Here is an 18,668-nt window from a genome sequence, read left to right on the forward strand (position 1 = left end):
CGGCGCAGGCTTCAACCGGCGCCGTAGTTTTAACCTGAGCAGCAGCTTATAAGGCTGCGGCTCTTATTTTGAAGAAATGAGACAAGCAGGGGCATCCGGGCTGGTACCCGGACTATCAGCGTGATCCTAAGTGGCTTGTTTTAGTCGCTGCATTCGGACTTCTGCAAGCGTGCTCGGTGTCGACGCCGGTGGTGTTCCCCTAACCGAGGGTGACCAAGCATGCAAGAAAGCGTGATGCAGCGCATGTGGAACAGCGCCTACCTATCCGGTAGTAACGCTGCCTATGTGGAAGAGCTCTATGAGCTCTACCTGCACGACCCTAACGCTGTGCCAGAAGAGTGGCGCACCTACTTTCAGAAGTTGCCCGCTGACGGCAACACTGCCACCGATGTTTCGCACTCGACAATTCGCGATCATTTCGTCTTGCTGGCAAAGAACCAGCGCCGCGCCCAACCGGTTTCCGCCGGCAGCGTGAGCAGTGAGCACGAGAAGAAGCAAGTTGAAGTGCTGCGATTGATCCAGGCCTACCGTATGCGTGGCCACCAGGCAGCCCAGCTTGACCCGCTGGGGCTGTGGCAGCGTCCTGCACCTGCAGACCTGTCGATCAATCATTACGGCTTGACCAATGCCGATCTTGATACGACCTTCCGTGCCGGCGACCTGTTCATCGGCAAAGAGGAGGCGAGCCTACGCGAAATTCACGAAGCGTTGCAGCAGACATATTGCCGCACCATCGGCGCTGAATTTACGCATATCACCGATTCCGAGCAGCGCCAGTGGTTCCAGCAGCGTCTGGAAAGCGTGCGCGGCCGTCCGACGTACTCCGCCGACATCAAGAGCCACCTGCTCGAGCGCGTCACCGCCGGCGAAGGTCTGGAAAAATACCTGGGGACCAAATACCCGGGTACCAAGCGTTTCGGTCTGGAAGGCGGCGAGAGTCTGATTCCGATGCTCGACGAGCTGATCCAGCGTTCCGGCTCCTACGGCACCAAGGAAATCGTTATCGGTATGGCCCACCGTGGCCGTCTCAACGTACTGGTCAACACCTTCGGCAAGAACCCGCGCGAGCTGTTCGACGAGTTCGAAGGCAAGAAGAAGGTCGAGCTGGGTTCCGGTGACGTTAAATATCACCAGGGCTTCTCGTCCAACGTGATGACCACCGGCGGTGAAGTTCACCTGGCCATGGCGTTCAACCCGTCCCACCTGGAAATTGTATCTCCAGTGGTCGAGGGTTCGGTTCGCGCTCGTCAGGATCGTCGCAACGACCCTACCGGTGAGAAGGTTCTACCGATCTCCATCCACGGTGACGCGGCATTCGCCGGTCAAGGCGTGGTCATGGAAACCTTCCAGATGTCGCAGACTCGCGGTTTCAAGACCGGCGGCACCGTGCACATCGTGATCAACAACCAGGTCGGTTTCACCATCAGCAACCCGCTGGACTCGCGTTCCACCGAGTATGCGACTGACGTTGCGAAGATGATCCAGGCGCCGATCCTCCATGTGAATGGTGATGATCCGGAAGCCGTATTGTTCGTGACCCAGCTGGCCATCGACTACCGCATGCAGTACAAGCGCGACGTGGTGATCGACCTGGTCTGCTACCGTCGTCGCGGCCACAACGAGGCCGACGAGCCAAGCGGTACCCAGCCTCTGATGTATCAGCAAATCGCCAAGCAGCGCACCACGCGTGAACTGTATGCCGATCGTCTGACCCAGGGCGGTGTACTGGACGTTGAGCGTGTTCAGGCGAAAGTCGACGAATACCGCAACGCGTTGGACAACGGTCTGCATGTTGTAAAAAGCCTGGTCAAAGAGCCGAACAAAGAGTTGTTCGTGGACTGGCGTCCGTATCTGGGCCATGCCTGGACCGCGCGTCACGACACTCGCTTCGATCTGAAAACCTTGCAGGAACTGTCCGCCAAGCTGCTGGAAATTCCGGAAGGCTTCGTGGTTCAGCGCCAGGTCTCGAAAATCTACGAAGACCGTCAGAAGATGCAAGTCGGCGGCCTGCCGATCAACTGGGGTTACGCCGAAACCATGGCGTACGCGACCCTGGCGTTCGAAGGTCACCCGATTCGCATGACCGGTCAGGACATCGGCCGCGGTACGTTCTCGCACCGTCACGCTGTCTTGCACAACCAGAAAGACTCGGGCACCTACATCCCGCTGCAAAACCTGTACAAGGGCCAGCCACGTTTCGATCTGTACGATTCGTTCCTGTCCGAAGAAGCCGTACTGGCGTTCGAATACGGTTACTCGACCACCACGCCTGAGGCGCTGGTTCTCTGGGAAGCCCAGTTCGGCGACTTCGCCAACGGTGCCCAGGTGGTTATCGACCAGTTCATTACCAGTGGCGAGCACAAGTGGGGCCGTCTCTGCGGTCTGACCATGCTGCTGCCGCACGGTTATGAAGGTCAGGGGCCGGAGCACTCTTCGGCTCGTCTGGAGCGTTACCTGCAACTGTGCGCCGAGCACAACATTCAGGTAGCGGTGCCGACGACGCCGGCTCAGATCTACCACTTGCTGCGTCGTCAGGTGATTCGCCCGCTGCGCAAGCCATTGATCGTCCTGACGCCGAAGTCGCTGCTGCGTCACAAACTGGCAGTTTCGACTCTGGAAGATCTGGCCGAAGGTTCGTTCCAGACCGTTATCTCGGAAATCGATGCTCAAGACCCGAAAAAGGTAGAGCGCATTGTTCTGTGTAGCGGCAAGGTCTACTACGACCTGCTGGAAAAACGCCGTGCCGAAGGTCGTGATGACATCGCCGTCGTGCGTATCGAGCAGCTGTACCCATTCCCTGAGGACGACTTGAACGAAGTCCTGGCTCCGTACACCAACCTCAAACATATCGTTTGGTGTCAGGAAGAGCCGATGAACCAGGGTGCCTGGTACTGCAGCCAACACCACATGCGTCGCATCGTTGGCAATCACAACAAGTCTCTCGTACTCGAATACGCGGGCCGTGATGCCTCTGCTGCACCTGCTTGTGGTTACGCATCGATGCACGCTGAGCAGCAAGAAAAACTGCTGCAAGACGCCTTTACTGTTTAACGCCTTCGCGCACCTGAAACCGAATTTAAGGACCCACAGATAATGGCTATCGAAATCAAAGCCCCCACTTTCCCGGAATCGGTTGCCGATGGCACCGTTGCCACCTGGCACAAAAAGCCGGGCGACGCCGTCAAGCGCGATGACCTGATCGTCGATATCGAAACCGACAAAGTCGTACTGGAAGTGTTGGCCACCGCTGACGGCGTGCTGGGCGCTATCGTCAAAAACGAAGGCGACACCGTTCTGTCCGACGAAGTCCTGGGCTCCATCGAAGCGGGCGGCGCTGCTGCCGCTCCAGCCGCTGCCGCTGCTCCGGCCGCTGCTCCGGCCGCTGCACAGGCTGCTGCTCCAGCGGCAGAAGGCGAAGACGATCCTGTTGCTGCACCGGCTGCTCGCAAGCTGGCTGAAGAAAACGGCATCAACATCGCTTCCGTTGCCGGTACTGGCAAAGGCGGTCGTGTGACCAAGGAAGACGTAGTCGCTGCTGTTGCTGCCAAGAAAGCCGCTCCGGCTGCCGCGCCTGCCAAGGCTGCTGCGCCTGCCGCCGCTGCTCCAGTGTTCGCCGCCGGTGACCGCGTTGAAAAACGCGTTCCAATGACCCGTCTGCGTGCCAAGGTTGCCGAGCGTCTGGTTGAAGCTCAGTCGAACATGGCGATGCTGACCACGTTCAACGAAGTCGACATGACCGAAGTCATGGCGCTGCGTTCGAAGTACAAGGACCTGTTCGAGAAGTCCCACAATGGCGTGCGCCTGGGCTTCATGTCGTTCTTCGTGAAAGCGGCCACCGAAGCGCTGAAACGCTACCCGGCTGTCAACGCCTCGATCGACGGTGCCGACATCGTTTACCACGGCTACGCCGACGTTGGTGTTGCAGTTTCCAGCGACCGCGGTCTGGTTGTACCGGTTCTGCGTAACGCCGAACTGATGAGCCTGGCTGAAATCGAAGGCGGCATCGCCACCTTTGGCAAGAAGGCTCGTGACGGCAAACTGTCGATGGACGAGATGACCGGCGGTACGTTCACCATCACTAACGGTGGTACCTTCGGTTCGATGATGTCGACCCCGATCGTCAACCCGCCACAAGCGGCTATCCTGGGCATGCACAACATTCTGCAGCGTCCTATGGCGATCAACGGTCAAGTCGTTATCCGTCCGATGATGTACCTGGCTCTGTCCTACGATCACCGTCTGATCGATGGCAAAGAAGCTGTGACCTTCCTGGTTACCATCAAGAACCTGCTGGAAGACCCGGCTCGTTTGCTGCTGGATATCTGATTTCGTTGCACGGGCCGTCCAGTGATGGACGGCCCTTCTGTAATGACCAGCTTCGTCCCACGACGGTCCCCAAAAGGGGCCGTCCGGTTTGATTCGAAAAGGAATGACACATGACTCAGAAATTCGACGTGGTAGTGATTGGCGCGGGCCCTGGCGGCTACGTGGCTGCCATTAAAGCAGCGCAACTGGGCCTCTCCACTGCCTGCATCGAGAAATACACCGACAAGGAAGGCAAACTCGCCCTCGGCGGTACTTGCCTGAACGTCGGTTGCATTCCATCCAAGGCGCTGCTGGACAGCTCCTGGAAATACAAGGAAGCCAAAGAAGGCTTCGCGATCCACGGTATCAATCACGCTGGCGTGACCATGGACGTGGCTGCAATGGTTGGCCGTAAAGCCAACATCGTCAAAGGCCTGACCTCTGGCGTTGCAACCCTGTTCAAGGCGAACGGCGTCACTTCCCTGCAAGGCCACGGCAAACTGCTGGCCGGCAAGAAAGTTGAACTGACCAAGCCAGACGGCACCGTCGAAATCATTGAAGCCGAGAACGTGATTCTGGCTTCGGGCTCGCGTCCGATCGACATTCCACCGGCTCCGGTTGACCAGAACGTGATCGTCGATTCGACTGGCGCGCTGGAATTCCAATCGGTACCCAAGCGTCTGGGCGTGATCGGCGCTGGCGTAATCGGTCTGGAACTGGGTTCGGTCTGGTCCCGTCTGGGTTCTGAAGTCGTGGTTCTGGAAGCACTGGAAAAGTTCTTGCCAGCGGCTGACGAAGCGGTTTCCAAAGAAGCCTACAAAACCCTGACCAAACAAGGTCTGGACATCAAGCTGGGCGCTCGCGTCACCGGTTCCAAAGTGAATGGCGACGAAGTCGTTGTGAACTACACCGATGCCAATGGCGAACAGAACATCACCTTCGACAAGCTGATCGTTGCCGTTGGTCGCCGTCCGGTGACCACCGAGCTGCTGGCGGCTGACAGCGGTGTGACGATCGACGAACGTGGTTTCGTTTTCGTTGACGACCAGTGCGCGACCAGCGTTCCGGGCGTTTTCGCGATCGGTGACGTGGTTCGCGGCATGATGCTGGCGCACAAGGCGTCCGAAGAAGGCATCATGGTTGTAGAGCGCATCAAGGGCCACAAAGCCCAGATCAACTATGACCTGATCCCGTCTGTTATTTATACTCACCCGGAAATCGCGTGGGTCGGTAAAACCGAGCAAACCTTGAAAGCTGAAGGCGTTGAAGTTAACGTCGGCACTTTCCCGTTTGCAGCCAGTGGCCGTGCCATGGCAGCCAACGACACCGGCGGTTTCGTGAAAGTCATTGCTGATGCCAAGACTGACCGCGTATTGGGCGTCCACGTGATTGGCCCGAGCGCTGCAGAACTGGTTCAGCAGGGCGCGATCGGTATGGAATTCGGCACCAGTGCCGAAGACCTGGGCATGATGGTTTTCTCCCATCCGACCCTGTCCGAAGCCCTGCACGAAGCTGCTCTGGCAGTGAATGGCGGCGCCATTCACATCGCCAACCGCAAGAAGCGTTAAGACAAGACAATAAGAAACCACGGCGGAAGGCCCGTCGTGAGCCTTGCGTGCAAGACTCACCGCGGAATGTCCGCCGGACGCAGCCTTGCGTAGTCTCACCGGTTATCCGGAACACCTACGCAAGCAGCAGTCACAGGTGGTGCGGCACTTGAACAAGTGCAGCACCGAATGCGCAGTACCTAACGAAGACGGTAATTAGCATGAATCTTCACGAGTATCAGGGTAAGCAGCTGTTCGCTGAATACGGCCTGCCAGTATCCCAGGGTTTCGCCGTAGACACCCCGGAAGCAGCAGCAGAAGCGTGCGACAAAATCGGCGGGACCGAATGGGTTGTCAAAGCCCAGGTTCACGCAGGTGGTCGCGGTAAAGCGGGCGGCGTCAAGCTGGTTCGCAGCAAAGAAGACGCTAAAGCATTCGCTCAACAGTGGTTGGGCAAGCGTCTGGTGACTTACCAGACTGATGCCAATGGTCAGCCAGTCACCAAAATCCTGGTTGAATCGTGCACTGATATCGCTAAAGAGCTGTACCTGGGCGCTGTCGTTGACCGTTCGAGCCGTCGTATCGTGTTCATGGCTTCCACCGAAGGTGGCGTGGACATCGAGAAAATCGCTCACGACACCCCTGAGAAAATCCTCAAGGCCACTATCGATCCACTGGTTGGCGCTCAGCCATTCCAGGGTCGCGAGCTGGCATTCCAGCTGGGTCTGGAAGGCAAGCAAGTTACTCAGTTCGCCAAGATCTTCGTAGGTCTGGCCAAACTGTTCAAGGATCACGACCTGGCTCTGCTGGAAGTGAACCCGCTGGTGATCAAGGCTGACGGCGATCTGCATTGCCTCGACGCCAAGATCAACATCGACGCCAACGCGATGTACCGTCAGCCTAAGCTGAAGACTTTTCACGATCCGTCGCAAGACGATCCGCGCGAAGCGCACGCTGCCAAGTTCGAACTGAACTACGTAGCGCTGGAAGGCAACATCGGTTGCATGGTCAACGGTGCTGGCCTGGCCATGGGTACCATGGACATCGTCAACCTGCATGGCGGCAAACCAGCCAACTTCCTCGACGTGGGCGGCGGTGCTACCAAAGAACGCGTGACCGAAGCGTTCAAGATCATCCTGTCCGACACTAACGTCGCTGCAGTACTGGTCAACATCTTCGGCGGCATCGTTCGTTGCGACATGATTGCCGAAGGCATCATCGGCGCTGTGAAAGAAGTCGGCGTGAAAATCCCGGTTGTTGTTCGCCTTGAAGGCAACAACGCTGAGCTGGGCGCTAAAGTACTGGCAGAAAGCGGTTTGAACATCATCGCTGCTACCAGCCTGACCGACGCTGCTCAACAAGTTGTCAAAGCTGCGGAGGGCAAATAATGAGCGTCCTGATCAATAAAGACACCAAAGTTATCTGCCAGGGTATTACCGGTTCGCAAGGTAGTTTCCACACCCAGCAAGCCATCGAATACGGCACCAAGATGGTAGGTGGCGTTACTCCTGGTAAAGGTGGCACCGAGCACCTGGGCCTGCCAGTGTTCAACACCGTGAAAGACGCTGTAGCTGCCACTGGCGCCACCGCCAGCGTGATCTACGTTCCAGCTCCTTTCTGCAAAGACTCCATCCTGGAAGCAGCCTTCGGCGGCATCAAGCTGATCGTTTGCATCACTGAAGGCATTCCTACCCTGGATATGCTGGATGCCAAGGTCAAGTGCGACGAGCTGGGCGTAGTCCTGATCGGTCCTAACTGCCCAGGCGTGATCACTCCAGGCGAATGCAAGATCGGCATCATGCCAGGTCACATTCACTTGCCAGGTAAAGTCGGTATCGTTTCCCGTTCCGGCACCCTGACCTACGAAGCTGTGAAGCAGACGACTGACGCCGGTTTCGGTCAGTCGACTTGCGTCGGCATCGGTGGTGACCCGATCCCGGGTTCGAACTTCATCGACATCCTGAAGCTGTTCCAGGAAGACCCGAAGACCGAAGCGATCGTAATGATCGGTGAGATCGGCGGTTCGGCTGAAGAAGAAGCGGCTGCCTACATCAAGGCACACGTGACCAAACCGGTTGTTTCCTACATCGCTGGTGTGACTGCCCCTGCAGGCAAGCGCATGGGCCATGCTGGCGCAATCATCTCTGGCGGCAAAGGCACTGCAGACGAGAAGTTTGCTGCCCTGGAAGACGCAGGCGTTAAAACCGTGCGTTCGCTGGCAGACATCGGCAAGGCTTTGTCCGAGCTGACCGGTTGGGCAGTCAAGTAAGCCTCGCGCTTAACTGACGCTTCACCAGACAAAGGCCACCTTCGGGTGGCCTTTGTCGTTTCCGGGATGATCGTTCCCACGCTCCCGCGTGGGAATGCCGCCGGGGACGCTCCGCGTTTCGCTTTTGGATGTGACGCAGAGCGTCACGTGATGCATTCCCACGCAGAGCGTGGGAACGATCTGGTCCGAGGCAGGTAAATTAAATATGTAAACGCGACACAGAAATGTCGCGTATCGCATAGTTCGCACCCTAACAGTGCGTTTGTCGGGCAAATTCGTTAGGCTAACAGCCATTTTTGTGTCCGCGACCCACAAGGTTGCTACGCGCTAAACGGGTCAGTCCTATACGGACCGACAGCATTTCCCCCACCCTCAGGGAAATCCCTCTCTAAATTCCGATTCAGTAGTGTGGTATTTCCTTAATGAAAGTGTTGAAAGGCCAGGACATCCTGGCACTTGGTTTTATGACGTTTGCCCTGTTTGTCGGGGCTGGCAACATCATCTTCCCGCCTATCGTCGGTCTGCAGTCCGGTCCAAATGTCTGGATGGCGGCGCTGGGCTTTCTGATCACCGCGGTCGGCTTGCCAGTGATCACCATTGTCGCCCTGGCCAAGGTCGGTGGCGCCATGGATGCCTTGAGCAGCCCGATCGGTAAAATCGCCGGTGGCCTGCTGGCGGCCGCGTGCTACCTCGCTGTCGGCCCGCTGTTCGCGACACCGCGTACCGCCACCGTGTCGTTCGAAGTGGGCTTGGCGCCGCTGACTGGCGAGAGCCCGCTGGCGTTGTTCCTCTACAGTTCGGTGTACTTCCTTCTGGTGTTCTTCATCTCGCTCTATCCGGGCCGACTGCTGGATACCGTAGGACGTTTCCTCGCGCCGCTGAAGATCATCGCCCTGGCCGCTCTCGGCATCGCAGCGTTTGCATTGCCGGCCGGTGATGTCGGCGTAGCCACCCCGGAATACGTGGCGGCACCGTTCTCCCAAGGCTTCATCAATGGTTACCTCACCATGGATACCCTGGGCGCACTGGTATTCGGCATTGTCATCGTCAACGCGATCCGTTCCCGTGGCGTCGAGTCGCCGGTGTTGATTACCCGTTACGCGATCATTGCCGGGCTGATTGCCGGCGTGGGTCTGGCGCTGGTTTACGTCAGCCTGTTCCGTCTCGGTTCGGGTAGCCATGAAGTGGCCGCAGGTGCCACCAACGGCGCGGCGGTGTTGCACGCTTACGTGCAACACACCTTCGGCTCTCTGGGCAGCGGCTTTCTGGCGGTGCTGATCTCCCTGGCCTGTCTGGTGACGGCGGTGGGTCTGACCTGCGCCTGCGCCGAATACTTCAGCCGTGTGCTGCCGCTGTCCTACAAGACATTGGTCATCATCCTGGCCGTGTTCTCGCTGCTGGTGTCCAACCTGGGCCTCACCAAGCTGATTGCGTTCTCGATCCCGGTGCTGACCGCGATCTACCCGCCGTGCATTGCCCTGGTAGCCCTGAGCTTCTGCAAGGACTTCTGGCATGAGCAGGGCCGCATCGTCGGCCCGGTGATGCTGGTGTCGTTCATCTTCGGCCTGATCGACGCCCTCAAGGGCGCGGGCCTGGCGGACTGGATGCCGACTCAGATGTCCCACCTGCCGCTGAGCGAGCAGGGCCTGGCCTGGCTGGTGCCGTCGGTCATGACCCTGGTCGTCGCGGTGGTCTGCGATCGTCTGCTGGGCAAGCGCGAAGAAGCCCTGGCTTAAGCCGCTTTATGGCCTGCCACAAGCAGGCCATGAACACACATGGAAATGCCCCGTATCAATCGATTCGGGGCATTTTTTATGGGCGTGATGCAGTGTCTTTTTTTGTCAGCTAACGTCGAAGCACTGCAAATCCCATGTGGGAGCGAGCCTGCTCGCGATATAGGTAGTCCGTTCCTTTCTCTTCCATACTGACTTCGCTGGAAGTTGGCTGTCGGCGAGGAAGGAACATGCACCTGCGGGCTACGAATATGCTCGCGCAGCACTCGATGATTACGCCTTCACCTTCGAGTCCACAGGTGCGCTTGCGCCCTCTAACGAATTCTCAGGGAAAGCCCGACACGGCTCTCTATATCGCCTTCGCTGGACGCAAGCATGCATGTCCCTGCATGTACTTTAGCGCCTGTGGAGGTGTTCCATGCAAACGCTCCTGTCTCAGAATTTCACTGCTTATATCGGAATTGATTGGGCAGACGCCAAGCACGACATCTGTTTGCAGATTGCTGGAGAGGCGCAGCGGAGTTTCGAGGTCATCGACCACAAGCCCGAGTCGATTGATCGCTGGGCCAAGTCGCTGCATCAACGTTACGGTGGCCCGATCGCGATCGCCGTGGAGTTGAACAAAGGGCCACTGATAGCGGCTCTGCAAAAATATGAGTTTTTTTGTATCTTTCCGATCAATCCGAGCATCTTGGCCCGGCACCGTAAAACCTTCGTCCCCAGTGGCGCCAAGGATGATCCAACGGATGCTCAATGGGCGCTTGAGCTGTTGCTGAATCACCCCGAACGGTTTCCTCAACTGGTCCAGCAAAGCTCCGCCATGCGTTCGCTCGCCAGCCTGACCGAACATCGCCGCGGGTTGGTCGATGACCGGGTCAAGATCAGCAATCGTCTGGTCTGCATGCTCAAACAGTATTATCCGTTGGCTCTTGAGCTGTTTCATGACCATGACACGCTGGTTTTCTGTGAGTTTTTGGCGCGCTGGTCGACATTTGAAGTGCTTAAGCACGCTCGGCCAGCCAGCGTTTTGAAGTTCCTTCACGCGCATAATGTTCGCCATGCTGAGCTCAATCAGCAGCGTTTGGCATTGATCGCCAAAGCCATGCCGTTGACTGAAGATCCAGGCGTGGTCAGTCCTTCAGCGCTGTATGTGCTGGCCCTGGTCTCGCAACTGAAAGGGGTCATCACGGCGATCAAAGATTTTGATCGGGAGATCGAAAAAACTGCCAACACCCTGGCCGACTATCGACTCTTCAAGGCCTTGCCCGGCGCGGGACAGCAGCTTGCACCACGGTTGATGGTCGCCTTTGGTGAGCAGCGTGATCGCTTCAAGGATGCCAGTGCTGTGCAGCGATATGCCGGGATTGCCCCGGTCACCGAACGCAGTGGCAAGAAAAAAGTCGTCCACTGGCGCTATCAATGCGCAACTTTTTTGCGCCAGACCTTTGTTGAGTGGGCTGCACACAGCATCAATCAATCGGTGTGGGCAGAGGCTTATTATCGCCAGCAAAGGGCCAAAGGCTGCTCATACCAAGCGGCCCTCAGGGCCCTGGCGTTCAAGTGGATCCGGATCGTTTATCAGTGCTGGAAGAGCAGCACCGTGTACGACGAAAAGGTTTATTTACAAGCCTTGCTCCGGCACGGCTCACCGTTGACCAGCGAGCCGGACACAGCAAAACCGTGTTGACGGAAAGGCTCAGGGCGTGAAGGCGGTTTTACATTCAACTGAAATGTTGGCTGATCCACCGCTTTCGCGAGCAGGCTCGCTCCCACAAGGTTTCGGTGTTCAGCATCTACATCACAAGGACCTGCATGTCGTTCATCCACGCCAATATGATCCACATCCTCGCCGCGCTCTGGTTCGTCATCTGCTGGGGCGGCTACACCCGCTATGCGTCGTGGAAGGGCCGCGACACCGCGTGTCTGGCCAGTGTGCTGCACCTTTATCGCGAAGACTGGATGCGCCGCATGCTGTTGCGCGACAACCGCATCGCTGATGCCAGCGTGGTCGGTAACCTGGAACGCAATGCCTCATTCTTCGCCTCCAGCACACTGATTATCCTCGCCGGCATTCTCACGGTGCTCGGAGCCTCCGATAGGGCAGTGTCGTTGTTGGCGGATATCCCGATGGTGCAGCAGGCCTCCCAAGGGATGTCGGAGATCAAGTTGCTGTGTCTGGCGCTGGTGTTTGTCTATGCGTTCTTTACGTTCAGCTGGTGCATGCGCCAGTACAACTTCGCGGCGATTCTGATTGGCTCGGCGCCAATGGTCGGTGAGCGTCACGTTTCCGAGCAGGAGCGTAAAGCCTTCGCGGCCCGAGCGGCGCGCGTCATCTCCATGGCCGCCAACCAGTTCAACTTCGGCCTGCGCGCTTACTACTTCGGCATGACCATGCTGGCCTGGTTCGTCAGCCCATGGCTGTTCATGTTGATGAGCGCCGGTGTGGTGCTGGTGTTGTATCGCCGGGAGTTTCATTCCGACGTTCTCGACGTGATGGTCTATACACCTACAGAGGCGCCATTGCCCGAAGCGAACAAAGAGGCCGCTTGATGAGTATTCCGTTCTGGTGTGTGTTTATCAGTGCCTTGCTGATTTTCGTGGCAAAGATTCCCGTGGCCAAGGCGATGAACGAGCTGGGCGGTTACGACAACCATCTGCCGCGTCAGCAACAGGCGCAACTGACAGGCTTTGGTGCCCGTGCGTTGGCGGCTCATCAAAACTGTTTTGAGGCGTTTATTCTGTTCGCGGTGGGGGTGTTGATGGCTCACACCACGCAGACGGCGGGGTGGCTGATCGACTTGCTGGCAATCGTCTTCGTGATTACGCGAATCATTTATTTGCTGTGCTATTGGGTTGACCTGGCCTGGCAACGGAGTCTGGTGTGGTTCGTCGGACTCGTGTGTTCGTTGCTGTTAATGATTAGTCCGACTTTTAGAACTATTTTGCTGTAACGCCTGCACTGCAAAAAAAAAGCAGACAAAAGAAAACCCGCACTTGGCGGGTTTTCTTTATCACGCTAAAAACTGTTTTAGTTTTTAGGTGCTTCTTTTGCTGCAGCTTCGTTCGATTCAGCCTGAGCTTTGGCGGCTTCGGCGTTTTCTTTCGCAGCGTCGTTCACTTTATCCTGAGCTTTGTTCATGTCTTGCTGAGCTTGCTCAGCATGTTGGTTAGCATCTTGAGCTTTGTCCTCGGATTTTTTATCGCAGGCTGCGAGACCGAGGGAAGCGGTCAACATCAAGGCAATAGCTAAAGTCTTACGCATGGGGTGTTTCTCCTTATGGAAATATATCTACTGGTCTTTCGAGCGCAGCCTGCAGCGTTAAGTTCCTCAATTCATACAGATATATAAGATTATTCTGTCGGGAACTTTTACTAAACGCCAAGTGCGTTGCCTGAACACTAAGAAGAGTTGGATCAAAATGGCTGAAAACCCCGTTTTTGAGCGCGCTACGCGATTTCTATCGGCGCTGCGGCATTGTCAGGTACTTGGGCTGCGGGTTCACAGCGCCAGCAGCGACGGGCTAACCGTCATCCTGCCGTACAGTCCTCAAATTGTTGGCAACCCGCGAACTGGCGTGATCCATGGCGGAGCGCTGACCTCGCTGATGGACACTGCCTGCGGCATGTCCACCCTCTGCGTGCTACCCGAATTTGAGGTCTGTCCGACCCTCGACTTGCGCATCGACTACATGCACGCTGCTGAACCTCACAAAGATGTCTTCGGTTTTGCTCAGTGCTACCGGGTGACCACGGATGTGATCTTTGCCCGCGGTTTCGCCTATCAGGACGATCCCGAGCAACCCATCGCCCATGTGGTGGGCACCTTCATGCGCATGGGCAAAGCCATCAAAGGCACCAAAGGTTTTGGCGGCGTCATCGCCAGAGGTGCGAAATGACCGACGCCTTCAAGGAACAACTTCAGAAAGCACATGAACAGGGCGACTACGCCTCGCTGCTGCACCTGATTCCTTACGCCAAACTGATCGGCGTCGAATGTTCGCGGGTGGGGGATGATCTGCTGTTTCGCTTGCCGGCCAACAAGGACAACATTGGTAACCCTTTATTGCCGGCGATTCATGGCGGCGTGATCGCCGGGTTCATGGAACTGTGCGCAGCGTTGCACCTGCTGATTTTCACCGGTTCGCCAGGCGTGCCGAAGATCATCGACTTCTCCCTCGACTACCTGCGTGCGGGGCAGTTTCGCGACACCTGGGCCCGATGCCAGGTTTGCCGTCAGGGTCGCCGGGTGGCCAACGTTGCGATTACGGCCTGGCAAAGTACCGAAGCCGAACCGATTGCCACGGCCCGTGCTCATTTCAAAATCGAAGAGCCCTTGAAATCCTGAACTCAGCCCCAAACTCTGATGACAACCCGCCGTCGACCCTGAAGGTCGCGGCCACTGCCATCTGATTGGAGTTTGATGACCATGAGTGTGGAAACTCAAAAGGAAACCCTGGGCTTCCAGACCGAGGTGAAGCAGCTGCTGCACCTCATGATCCATTCGCTGTATTCCAACAAGGAAATTTTCCTTCGCGAATTGATCTCGAACGCCTCTGACGCTGTAGACAAATTACGTTTCGAAGCCTTGTCCAAGCCTGAGTTGCTGGAAGGTGGCGCCGAGCTGAAAATCCGTGTGAGCTTCGACAAGGACGCTAAAACCGTCACCCTCGAAGACAACGGCATCGGCATGAGCCGAGAAGAGGCGATCACCCACTTGGGGACCATCGCCAAATCCGGCACTGCCGATTTCATGAAACATCTCTCCGGCGATCAGAAAAAAGACTCGCACCTGATCGGTCAGTTCGGTGTGGGTTTCTACTCTGCATTCATCGTCGCCGACAAAGTTGACGTGTTCAGCCGTCGTGCCGGCGATGCTGCCAACGAAGGCGTGCACTGGTCGTCCAAGGGTGAAGGCGATTTTGAGGTTGCCACCGTTGAGAAAGCCGAGCGCGGCACCCGCATCGTCCTGCACCTGAAGGCGGCTGAAGACGAATTCGCCGATGGCTGGCGCCTGCGCAACATCATCAAGAAGTACTCCGACCACATCGCGCTGCCGATCGAGTTGCCGAAAGAAGTGGCAGCCGTCGAAGGCGAAGAGCAACCGGCCGTTGAATGGGAAACCGTCAACCGCGCCAGCGCCCTGTGGACCCGTCCGCGTACCGAGGTCAAGGACGAGGAATACCAGGAGTTCTACAAACACGTCGCTCACGACTTCGAGAACCCGCTGAGCTGGAGCCACAACAAGGTCGAAGGCAAGCTCGAATACAGCTCGCTGCTCTATGTGCCGGCCCGTGCTCCGTTCGATCTGTACCAGCGTGAAGCGCCGAAAGGCCTGAAGCTGTATGTGCAACGCGTGTTCGTGATGGATCAGGCCGAGTCGTTCCTGCCGCTGTACCTGCGCTTCATCAAAGGCGTGGTCGATTCCAACGACCTGTCGCTGAACGTGTCGCGGGAAATCCTGCAGAAAGACCCGATCATCGATTCCATGAAGTCGGCGCTGACCAAGCGCGTTCTCGACATGCTGGAAAAGCTGGCGAAGAACGAGCCTGAGCAATACAAAAGCTTCTGGAAAAACTTTGGCCAGGTCATGAAAGAAGGCCCGGCAGAAGACTTCGCCAACAAAGAGAAAATCGCTGGCTTGCTGCGTTTCGCATCGACCAACGGTGAAGAAGGCGAGCAAGTGGTGGGTCTGGCCGAATACTTGGCTCGCGCCAAGGAAGGTCAGGACAAGATCTACTACCTGACCGGCGAAACCTATGCGCAAGTCAAAAACAGCCCGCACCTGGAAGTCTTCCGCAAGAAAGGCATCGAAGTGCTGCTGCTGACCGACCGCATCGACGAGTGGCTGATGAGCTACCTCAGCGACTTCGACGGCAAGAGCTTTGTCGACGTGGCTCGCGGTGACCTGGACCTCGGCAACCTTGACTCGGAAGAGGACAAGAAAGCCGCGCAAGAAGTTGCCAAGTCCAAAGAAGGTCTGGTTGAGCGTCTGAAAACTGCACTGGGCGACTCCGTTGCTGAAGTGCGGGTTTCGCACCGTCTGACCGATTCCCCGGCGATTCTGGCCATCGGCGAGCAGGACCTGGGCATGCAGATGCGTCAGATCCTGGAAGCCAGCGGTCAGAAGGTTCCGGAATCGAAGCCGATTTTTGAATTCAACCCGGCTCACCCGCTGATCGAGAAGCTCGACAACGAGCAGAGCGATGAGCGCTTTGGCGATCTGTCGCACATTCTCTTCGATCAGGCGGCCCTGGCAGCCGGTGACAGCTTGAAAGACCCGGCGGCGTACGTGCGCCGTCTCAACAAGCTGTTGGTTGAACTGTCGGTTTAACTGCGTTGTACAAAAACCCGCTTCGGCGGGTTTTTTTTATTCTGGTGTCTTTTACTGGGAGTGAGTCATGAGCCAAATCACTGTTCGTTCCGTCGTTTATCAGATTGATGGCCAGTCGTATGAAAGCCGTCTCGCCTTCGACGCTGACCATAAAGGCCCGCGTCCGGGGTTGTTGATGGCGCCGAACTGGATGGGTGTCAGCGCCGGTGCCGAGGAGATCGCCAAGTCCGTGGCGTCCAAGGGTTATGTGGTGTTGATCGCGGACCTCTACGGCCAGTCGGTCCGTCCGCAGAACGGCGACGAGGCGGGTGCCGCAATGATGCCGCTCAAGCATGACCGCCCGTTGTTGCGCAAACGCATGCAAGCAGCGTTAGATCAACTGCAAATCCAGGACGAAGCGGCGGTCGATGCCTCGAAACTGGCAACCTTTGGTTTCTGCTTCGGCGGTTGCTGCGCCCTGGATCTGGCTCGTACCGGTGCGCCAGTGAAAGCTGCGGTGTCGTTTCACGGAACGCTGGATTCGCCGAATCCGGCGGACGCAAAAAACATCAAAGGCTCGGTGTTGGTGCTGCACGGTGCATCCGACCCATTGGTGCCGAAAGAGCAACTGCCGGCGTTTGAAGAAGAAATGAATGCGGCGGGCGTGGATTGGCAACTGTTGAGCTACGGTGGCGCGGTGCATTCCTTCACCGATCCGCATGCCAATGTGCCGGGCATGATGATGTATGACGCGAAGACGGCGGGGCGTGCGTTTACGTCGATGCATAATTTGCTGGATGAAGTGTTTAAAGGTTAACCGTTGATCGTTCCAACGCTCTGCGTGGGAATGCTTCAATGGACGGTCTGCGTCCGCTTCGGCAGGGACGCGGAGCGTCCCGGGCTGCATTCCCACGCGGAGCGTGGGAACGATCACAGGCGATGCAAATTAGGGTAATTCTATCCGCTCGCTTTCCCCCGGAACCGTCGGCCAATCCCCGGCCGCCCAGCGCCGACGAGCCTCATCGATCAACGCCGGATCACTCGCCACAAAATTCCAGTTGATCCGCCGTGGCCCATCCAGCGGCGCCCCACCAAACAGCACGGCATGACAGTCGCTCTCTGCGAACAGCGTCATCTCTTCCCCAACCGGCAACACCACCAGCGAATGCGGTTCTATCAGCTCGCCCTCCAGTTGCACCTCGCCGTCCAGGACATATAACGCCCGCTCTTCATGCTCGTTAGGAATCAGCAGCGTCGTCGCCGTTTGCAGGTTCAATTCGGCATACAGCGTAGGAGAAAGCACCGGGACCGGTGATTCCAGGCAAAAGCCTGACCCGGCAATCATCCGGATCTTCACCCCAAGGTTATCGCTGACCGGCAGCGTGGCCGCCGGATGGTGACTGTAGTGTCCGGGACCGTGCTCTTTATCTTTCGGTGAGGCCAGCCAAATCTGTAAACCGTGCATCGTGAAGCCCTTGTCCTTCAACGCCTCAGGCGTGCGCTCGACGTGGGCAATCGCGCTGCCTGCAGTCATCCAGCTGACATCACCGGCGTCCACCACTTGATCGGAGCCGAGGCTGTCCTTGTGCTGGATTTGCCCTTCGAACAAGTAGGTGAGGGTGGACAGACCAATGTGCGGATGCTGTCGGATGTTCATGCCTTTACCAGCCGGATAACGGGTTTGCAGCATGTGGTCAAAAAACACGAAAGGCCCGACGCTGCGGCATTTGGCGGACGGCAGCGGCCGAAGAATCGGCTGGCCTTCGACATCTTCGGTGCGGGGGCGGATCACGAGCGCAGTGTTCATGGTGTATTCCAGGCTAAGCGGGTGACGCGTGGAGCATAACCCGCCTGCACAGCCCTTGCCGCTATTGGCTGAAAGCGCCTTCGGCCAGATGGGTTTCGATACTCACCTCGGTGGTGGTCATCAGCTTGTGGACGGGGCAACGGTCGGCCACGCGGTGCAGCTCATCGCGCTGGGCGTCGGTGAGCACACCCTTGAGTGTCAGTTTGACGTGCAGGGCATATTTACCCTTCTGCTCTTCGCTGTTGTCTCGTTTGACTTCGACCGTGACACCGGTCAGCGGGATGTCTTTCTTCTTCGCGTACATCTTCAGGGTCAGGGCCTTGCAGGCACCCAGGGCTGCGTCGAAGTAATCGTGTGGCTCGGGCGCCGAGCCTTCGCCGCCGGCGGATGTCGGTTCGTCGGCAAAGAGTTCGTGGTCATCGATCTGGACGCTGTGACGAAAACCTTCGGCGGAGACGGTGTTGACGGTGACAGTCATGGGAAACCTCGTAGGCAACAGGAAAAATCATTCGATCAAAAAAGACCTTGAAGTTATAGAGCATTCCTACGGATACACGTTCCACTTTCTTACAGGCTGAACCAGGTTGCGGCTGCGGGCATTGTCGTTCGGGCGACACGACCGGCTGGCTGTGCAAGTTGCGGGTGGCGCCATCCCGGCCTATGGTCCAAGCGAGACTTTGCTTGTGACTGGCGCGCG

16 protein-coding genes are annotated in these 18,668 nt (G+C 57.4%); 13 read left to right on the forward strand and 3 right to left on the reverse strand.

Annotated elements, in window-relative coordinates; translation table 11 throughout:
* Positions 1-219 precede the first annotated feature (219 nt).
* From ACYZT0_RS05085 to ACYZT0_RS05125, 9 genes are all read left to right on the forward strand, one after another.
* Positions 220-3,051 (forward strand): 2-oxoglutarate dehydrogenase E1 component, encoded by a 2,832-nt coding sequence (locus ACYZT0_RS05085; RefSeq protein ID WP_462044894.1) that lies wholly within the window; start codon positions 220-222, stop codon positions 3,049-3,051.
* Positions 3,052-3,093: 42 nt separating this feature from the next.
* Positions 3,094-4,326, forward strand: coding sequence for a 2-oxoglutarate dehydrogenase complex dihydrolipoyllysine-residue succinyltransferase (gene odhB / locus ACYZT0_RS05090; RefSeq protein WP_462044895.1), 1,233 nt, complete (start codon positions 3,094-3,096; stop codon positions 4,324-4,326).
* Positions 4,327-4,436: 110 nt separating this feature from the next.
* Complete coding sequence (lpdA, locus tag ACYZT0_RS05095) at positions 4,437-5,873, forward strand: dihydrolipoyl dehydrogenase (protein ID WP_462044896.1); 1,437 nt, start codon at positions 4,437-4,439, stop codon at positions 5,871-5,873.
* 200 nt (positions 5,874-6,073) lie between these two features.
* The gene (gene sucC / locus ACYZT0_RS05100) at positions 6,074-7,240 is read left to right on the forward strand and encodes an ADP-forming succinate--CoA ligase subunit beta (protein ID WP_103498765.1); all 1,167 of its coding nucleotides are present in this window, start codon (positions 6,074-6,076) and stop codon (positions 7,238-7,240) included.
* Positions 7,240-8,121: a succinate--CoA ligase subunit alpha gene (sucD, locus tag ACYZT0_RS05105; RefSeq protein ID WP_003210566.1), complete on the forward strand. Its 882-nt coding sequence runs from the start codon at positions 7,240-7,242 to the stop codon at positions 8,119-8,121. Before sucC ends, sucD begins: the two co-directional genes overlap by 1 nt.
* 422 nt (positions 8,122-8,543) lie before the next feature.
* Entirely contained in the window at positions 8,544-9,857 is a 1,314-nt protein-coding gene (gene brnQ / locus ACYZT0_RS05110; RefSeq protein ID WP_462044897.1) for a branched-chain amino acid transport system II carrier protein, read from the forward strand.
* A gap of 415 nt (positions 9,858-10,272) precedes the next feature.
* Positions 10,273-11,541: an IS110 family RNA-guided transposase gene (locus ACYZT0_RS05115; RefSeq protein ID WP_462041914.1), complete on the forward strand. Its 1,269-nt coding sequence runs from the start codon at positions 10,273-10,275 to the stop codon at positions 11,539-11,541.
* 125 nt (positions 11,542-11,666) lie between these two features.
* Complete coding sequence (locus tag ACYZT0_RS05120; RefSeq protein WP_462044898.1) at positions 11,667-12,404, forward strand: DUF599 domain-containing protein; 738 nt, start codon at positions 11,667-11,669, stop codon at positions 12,402-12,404.
* Positions 12,404-12,805: an MAPEG family protein gene (locus tag ACYZT0_RS05125; protein ID WP_462044899.1), complete on the forward strand. Its 402-nt coding sequence runs from the start codon at positions 12,404-12,406 to the stop codon at positions 12,803-12,805. Before ACYZT0_RS05120 ends, ACYZT0_RS05125 begins: the two co-directional genes overlap by 1 nt.
* 77 nt (positions 12,806-12,882) lie before the next feature.
* On the opposite strand, the gene ACYZT0_RS05130 is transcribed toward ACYZT0_RS05125, so the two are convergent.
* On the reverse strand, positions 12,883-13,116 hold the full coding sequence (locus ACYZT0_RS05130) for a hypothetical protein (protein ID WP_064679026.1): 234 nt from the start codon (positions 13,114-13,116) through the stop codon (positions 12,883-12,885).
* Between the two features lie 157 nt (positions 13,117-13,273).
* Between ACYZT0_RS05130 and ACYZT0_RS05135 the strand changes: the two genes are divergently transcribed.
* The 4 genes from ACYZT0_RS05135 (at position 13,274) to ACYZT0_RS05150 (ending at position 16,981) form a co-directional block, all read left to right on the forward strand.
* Positions 13,274-13,750 (forward strand): PaaI family thioesterase, encoded by a 477-nt coding sequence (locus ACYZT0_RS05135; protein ID WP_462044900.1) that lies wholly within the window; start codon positions 13,274-13,276, stop codon positions 13,748-13,750.
* On the forward strand, positions 13,747-14,199 hold the full coding sequence (locus ACYZT0_RS05140; protein ID WP_462044901.1) for a PaaI family thioesterase: 453 nt from the start codon (positions 13,747-13,749) through the stop codon (positions 14,197-14,199). Before ACYZT0_RS05135 ends, ACYZT0_RS05140 begins: the two co-directional genes overlap by 4 nt.
* An 81-nt stretch (positions 14,200-14,280) precedes the next feature.
* Positions 14,281-16,185, forward strand: a complete 1,905-nt coding sequence (gene htpG / locus ACYZT0_RS05145; protein WP_462044902.1) for a molecular chaperone HtpG — start codon at positions 14,281-14,283, stop codon at positions 16,183-16,185.
* A 67-nt stretch (positions 16,186-16,252) separates the two neighbouring features.
* Positions 16,253-16,981 carry a dienelactone hydrolase family protein gene (locus ACYZT0_RS05150; protein WP_462044903.1) on the forward strand — a complete coding sequence of 243 codons (729 nt, stop codon included), beginning with the start codon at positions 16,253-16,255 and terminating at the stop codon, positions 16,979-16,981.
* Between the two features lie 129 nt (positions 16,982-17,110).
* Here the strand turns inward: ACYZT0_RS05150 and ACYZT0_RS05155 are convergent, their stop codons facing one another.
* A complete protein-coding gene (locus ACYZT0_RS05155; RefSeq protein ID WP_462044904.1) occupies positions 17,111-17,971 on the reverse strand; it encodes a pirin family protein in 861 nt (286 codons plus the stop codon).
* A 61-nt stretch (positions 17,972-18,032) separates the two neighbouring features.
* Positions 18,033-18,449, reverse strand: a complete 417-nt coding sequence (locus ACYZT0_RS05160) for an OsmC family protein (protein ID WP_462044905.1) — start codon at positions 18,447-18,449, stop codon at positions 18,033-18,035.
* Between the last annotated feature and the right edge of the window lie 219 nt (positions 18,450-18,668).

It is taken from the genome of Pseudomonas sp. ZS1P83, assembly GCF_054897825.1.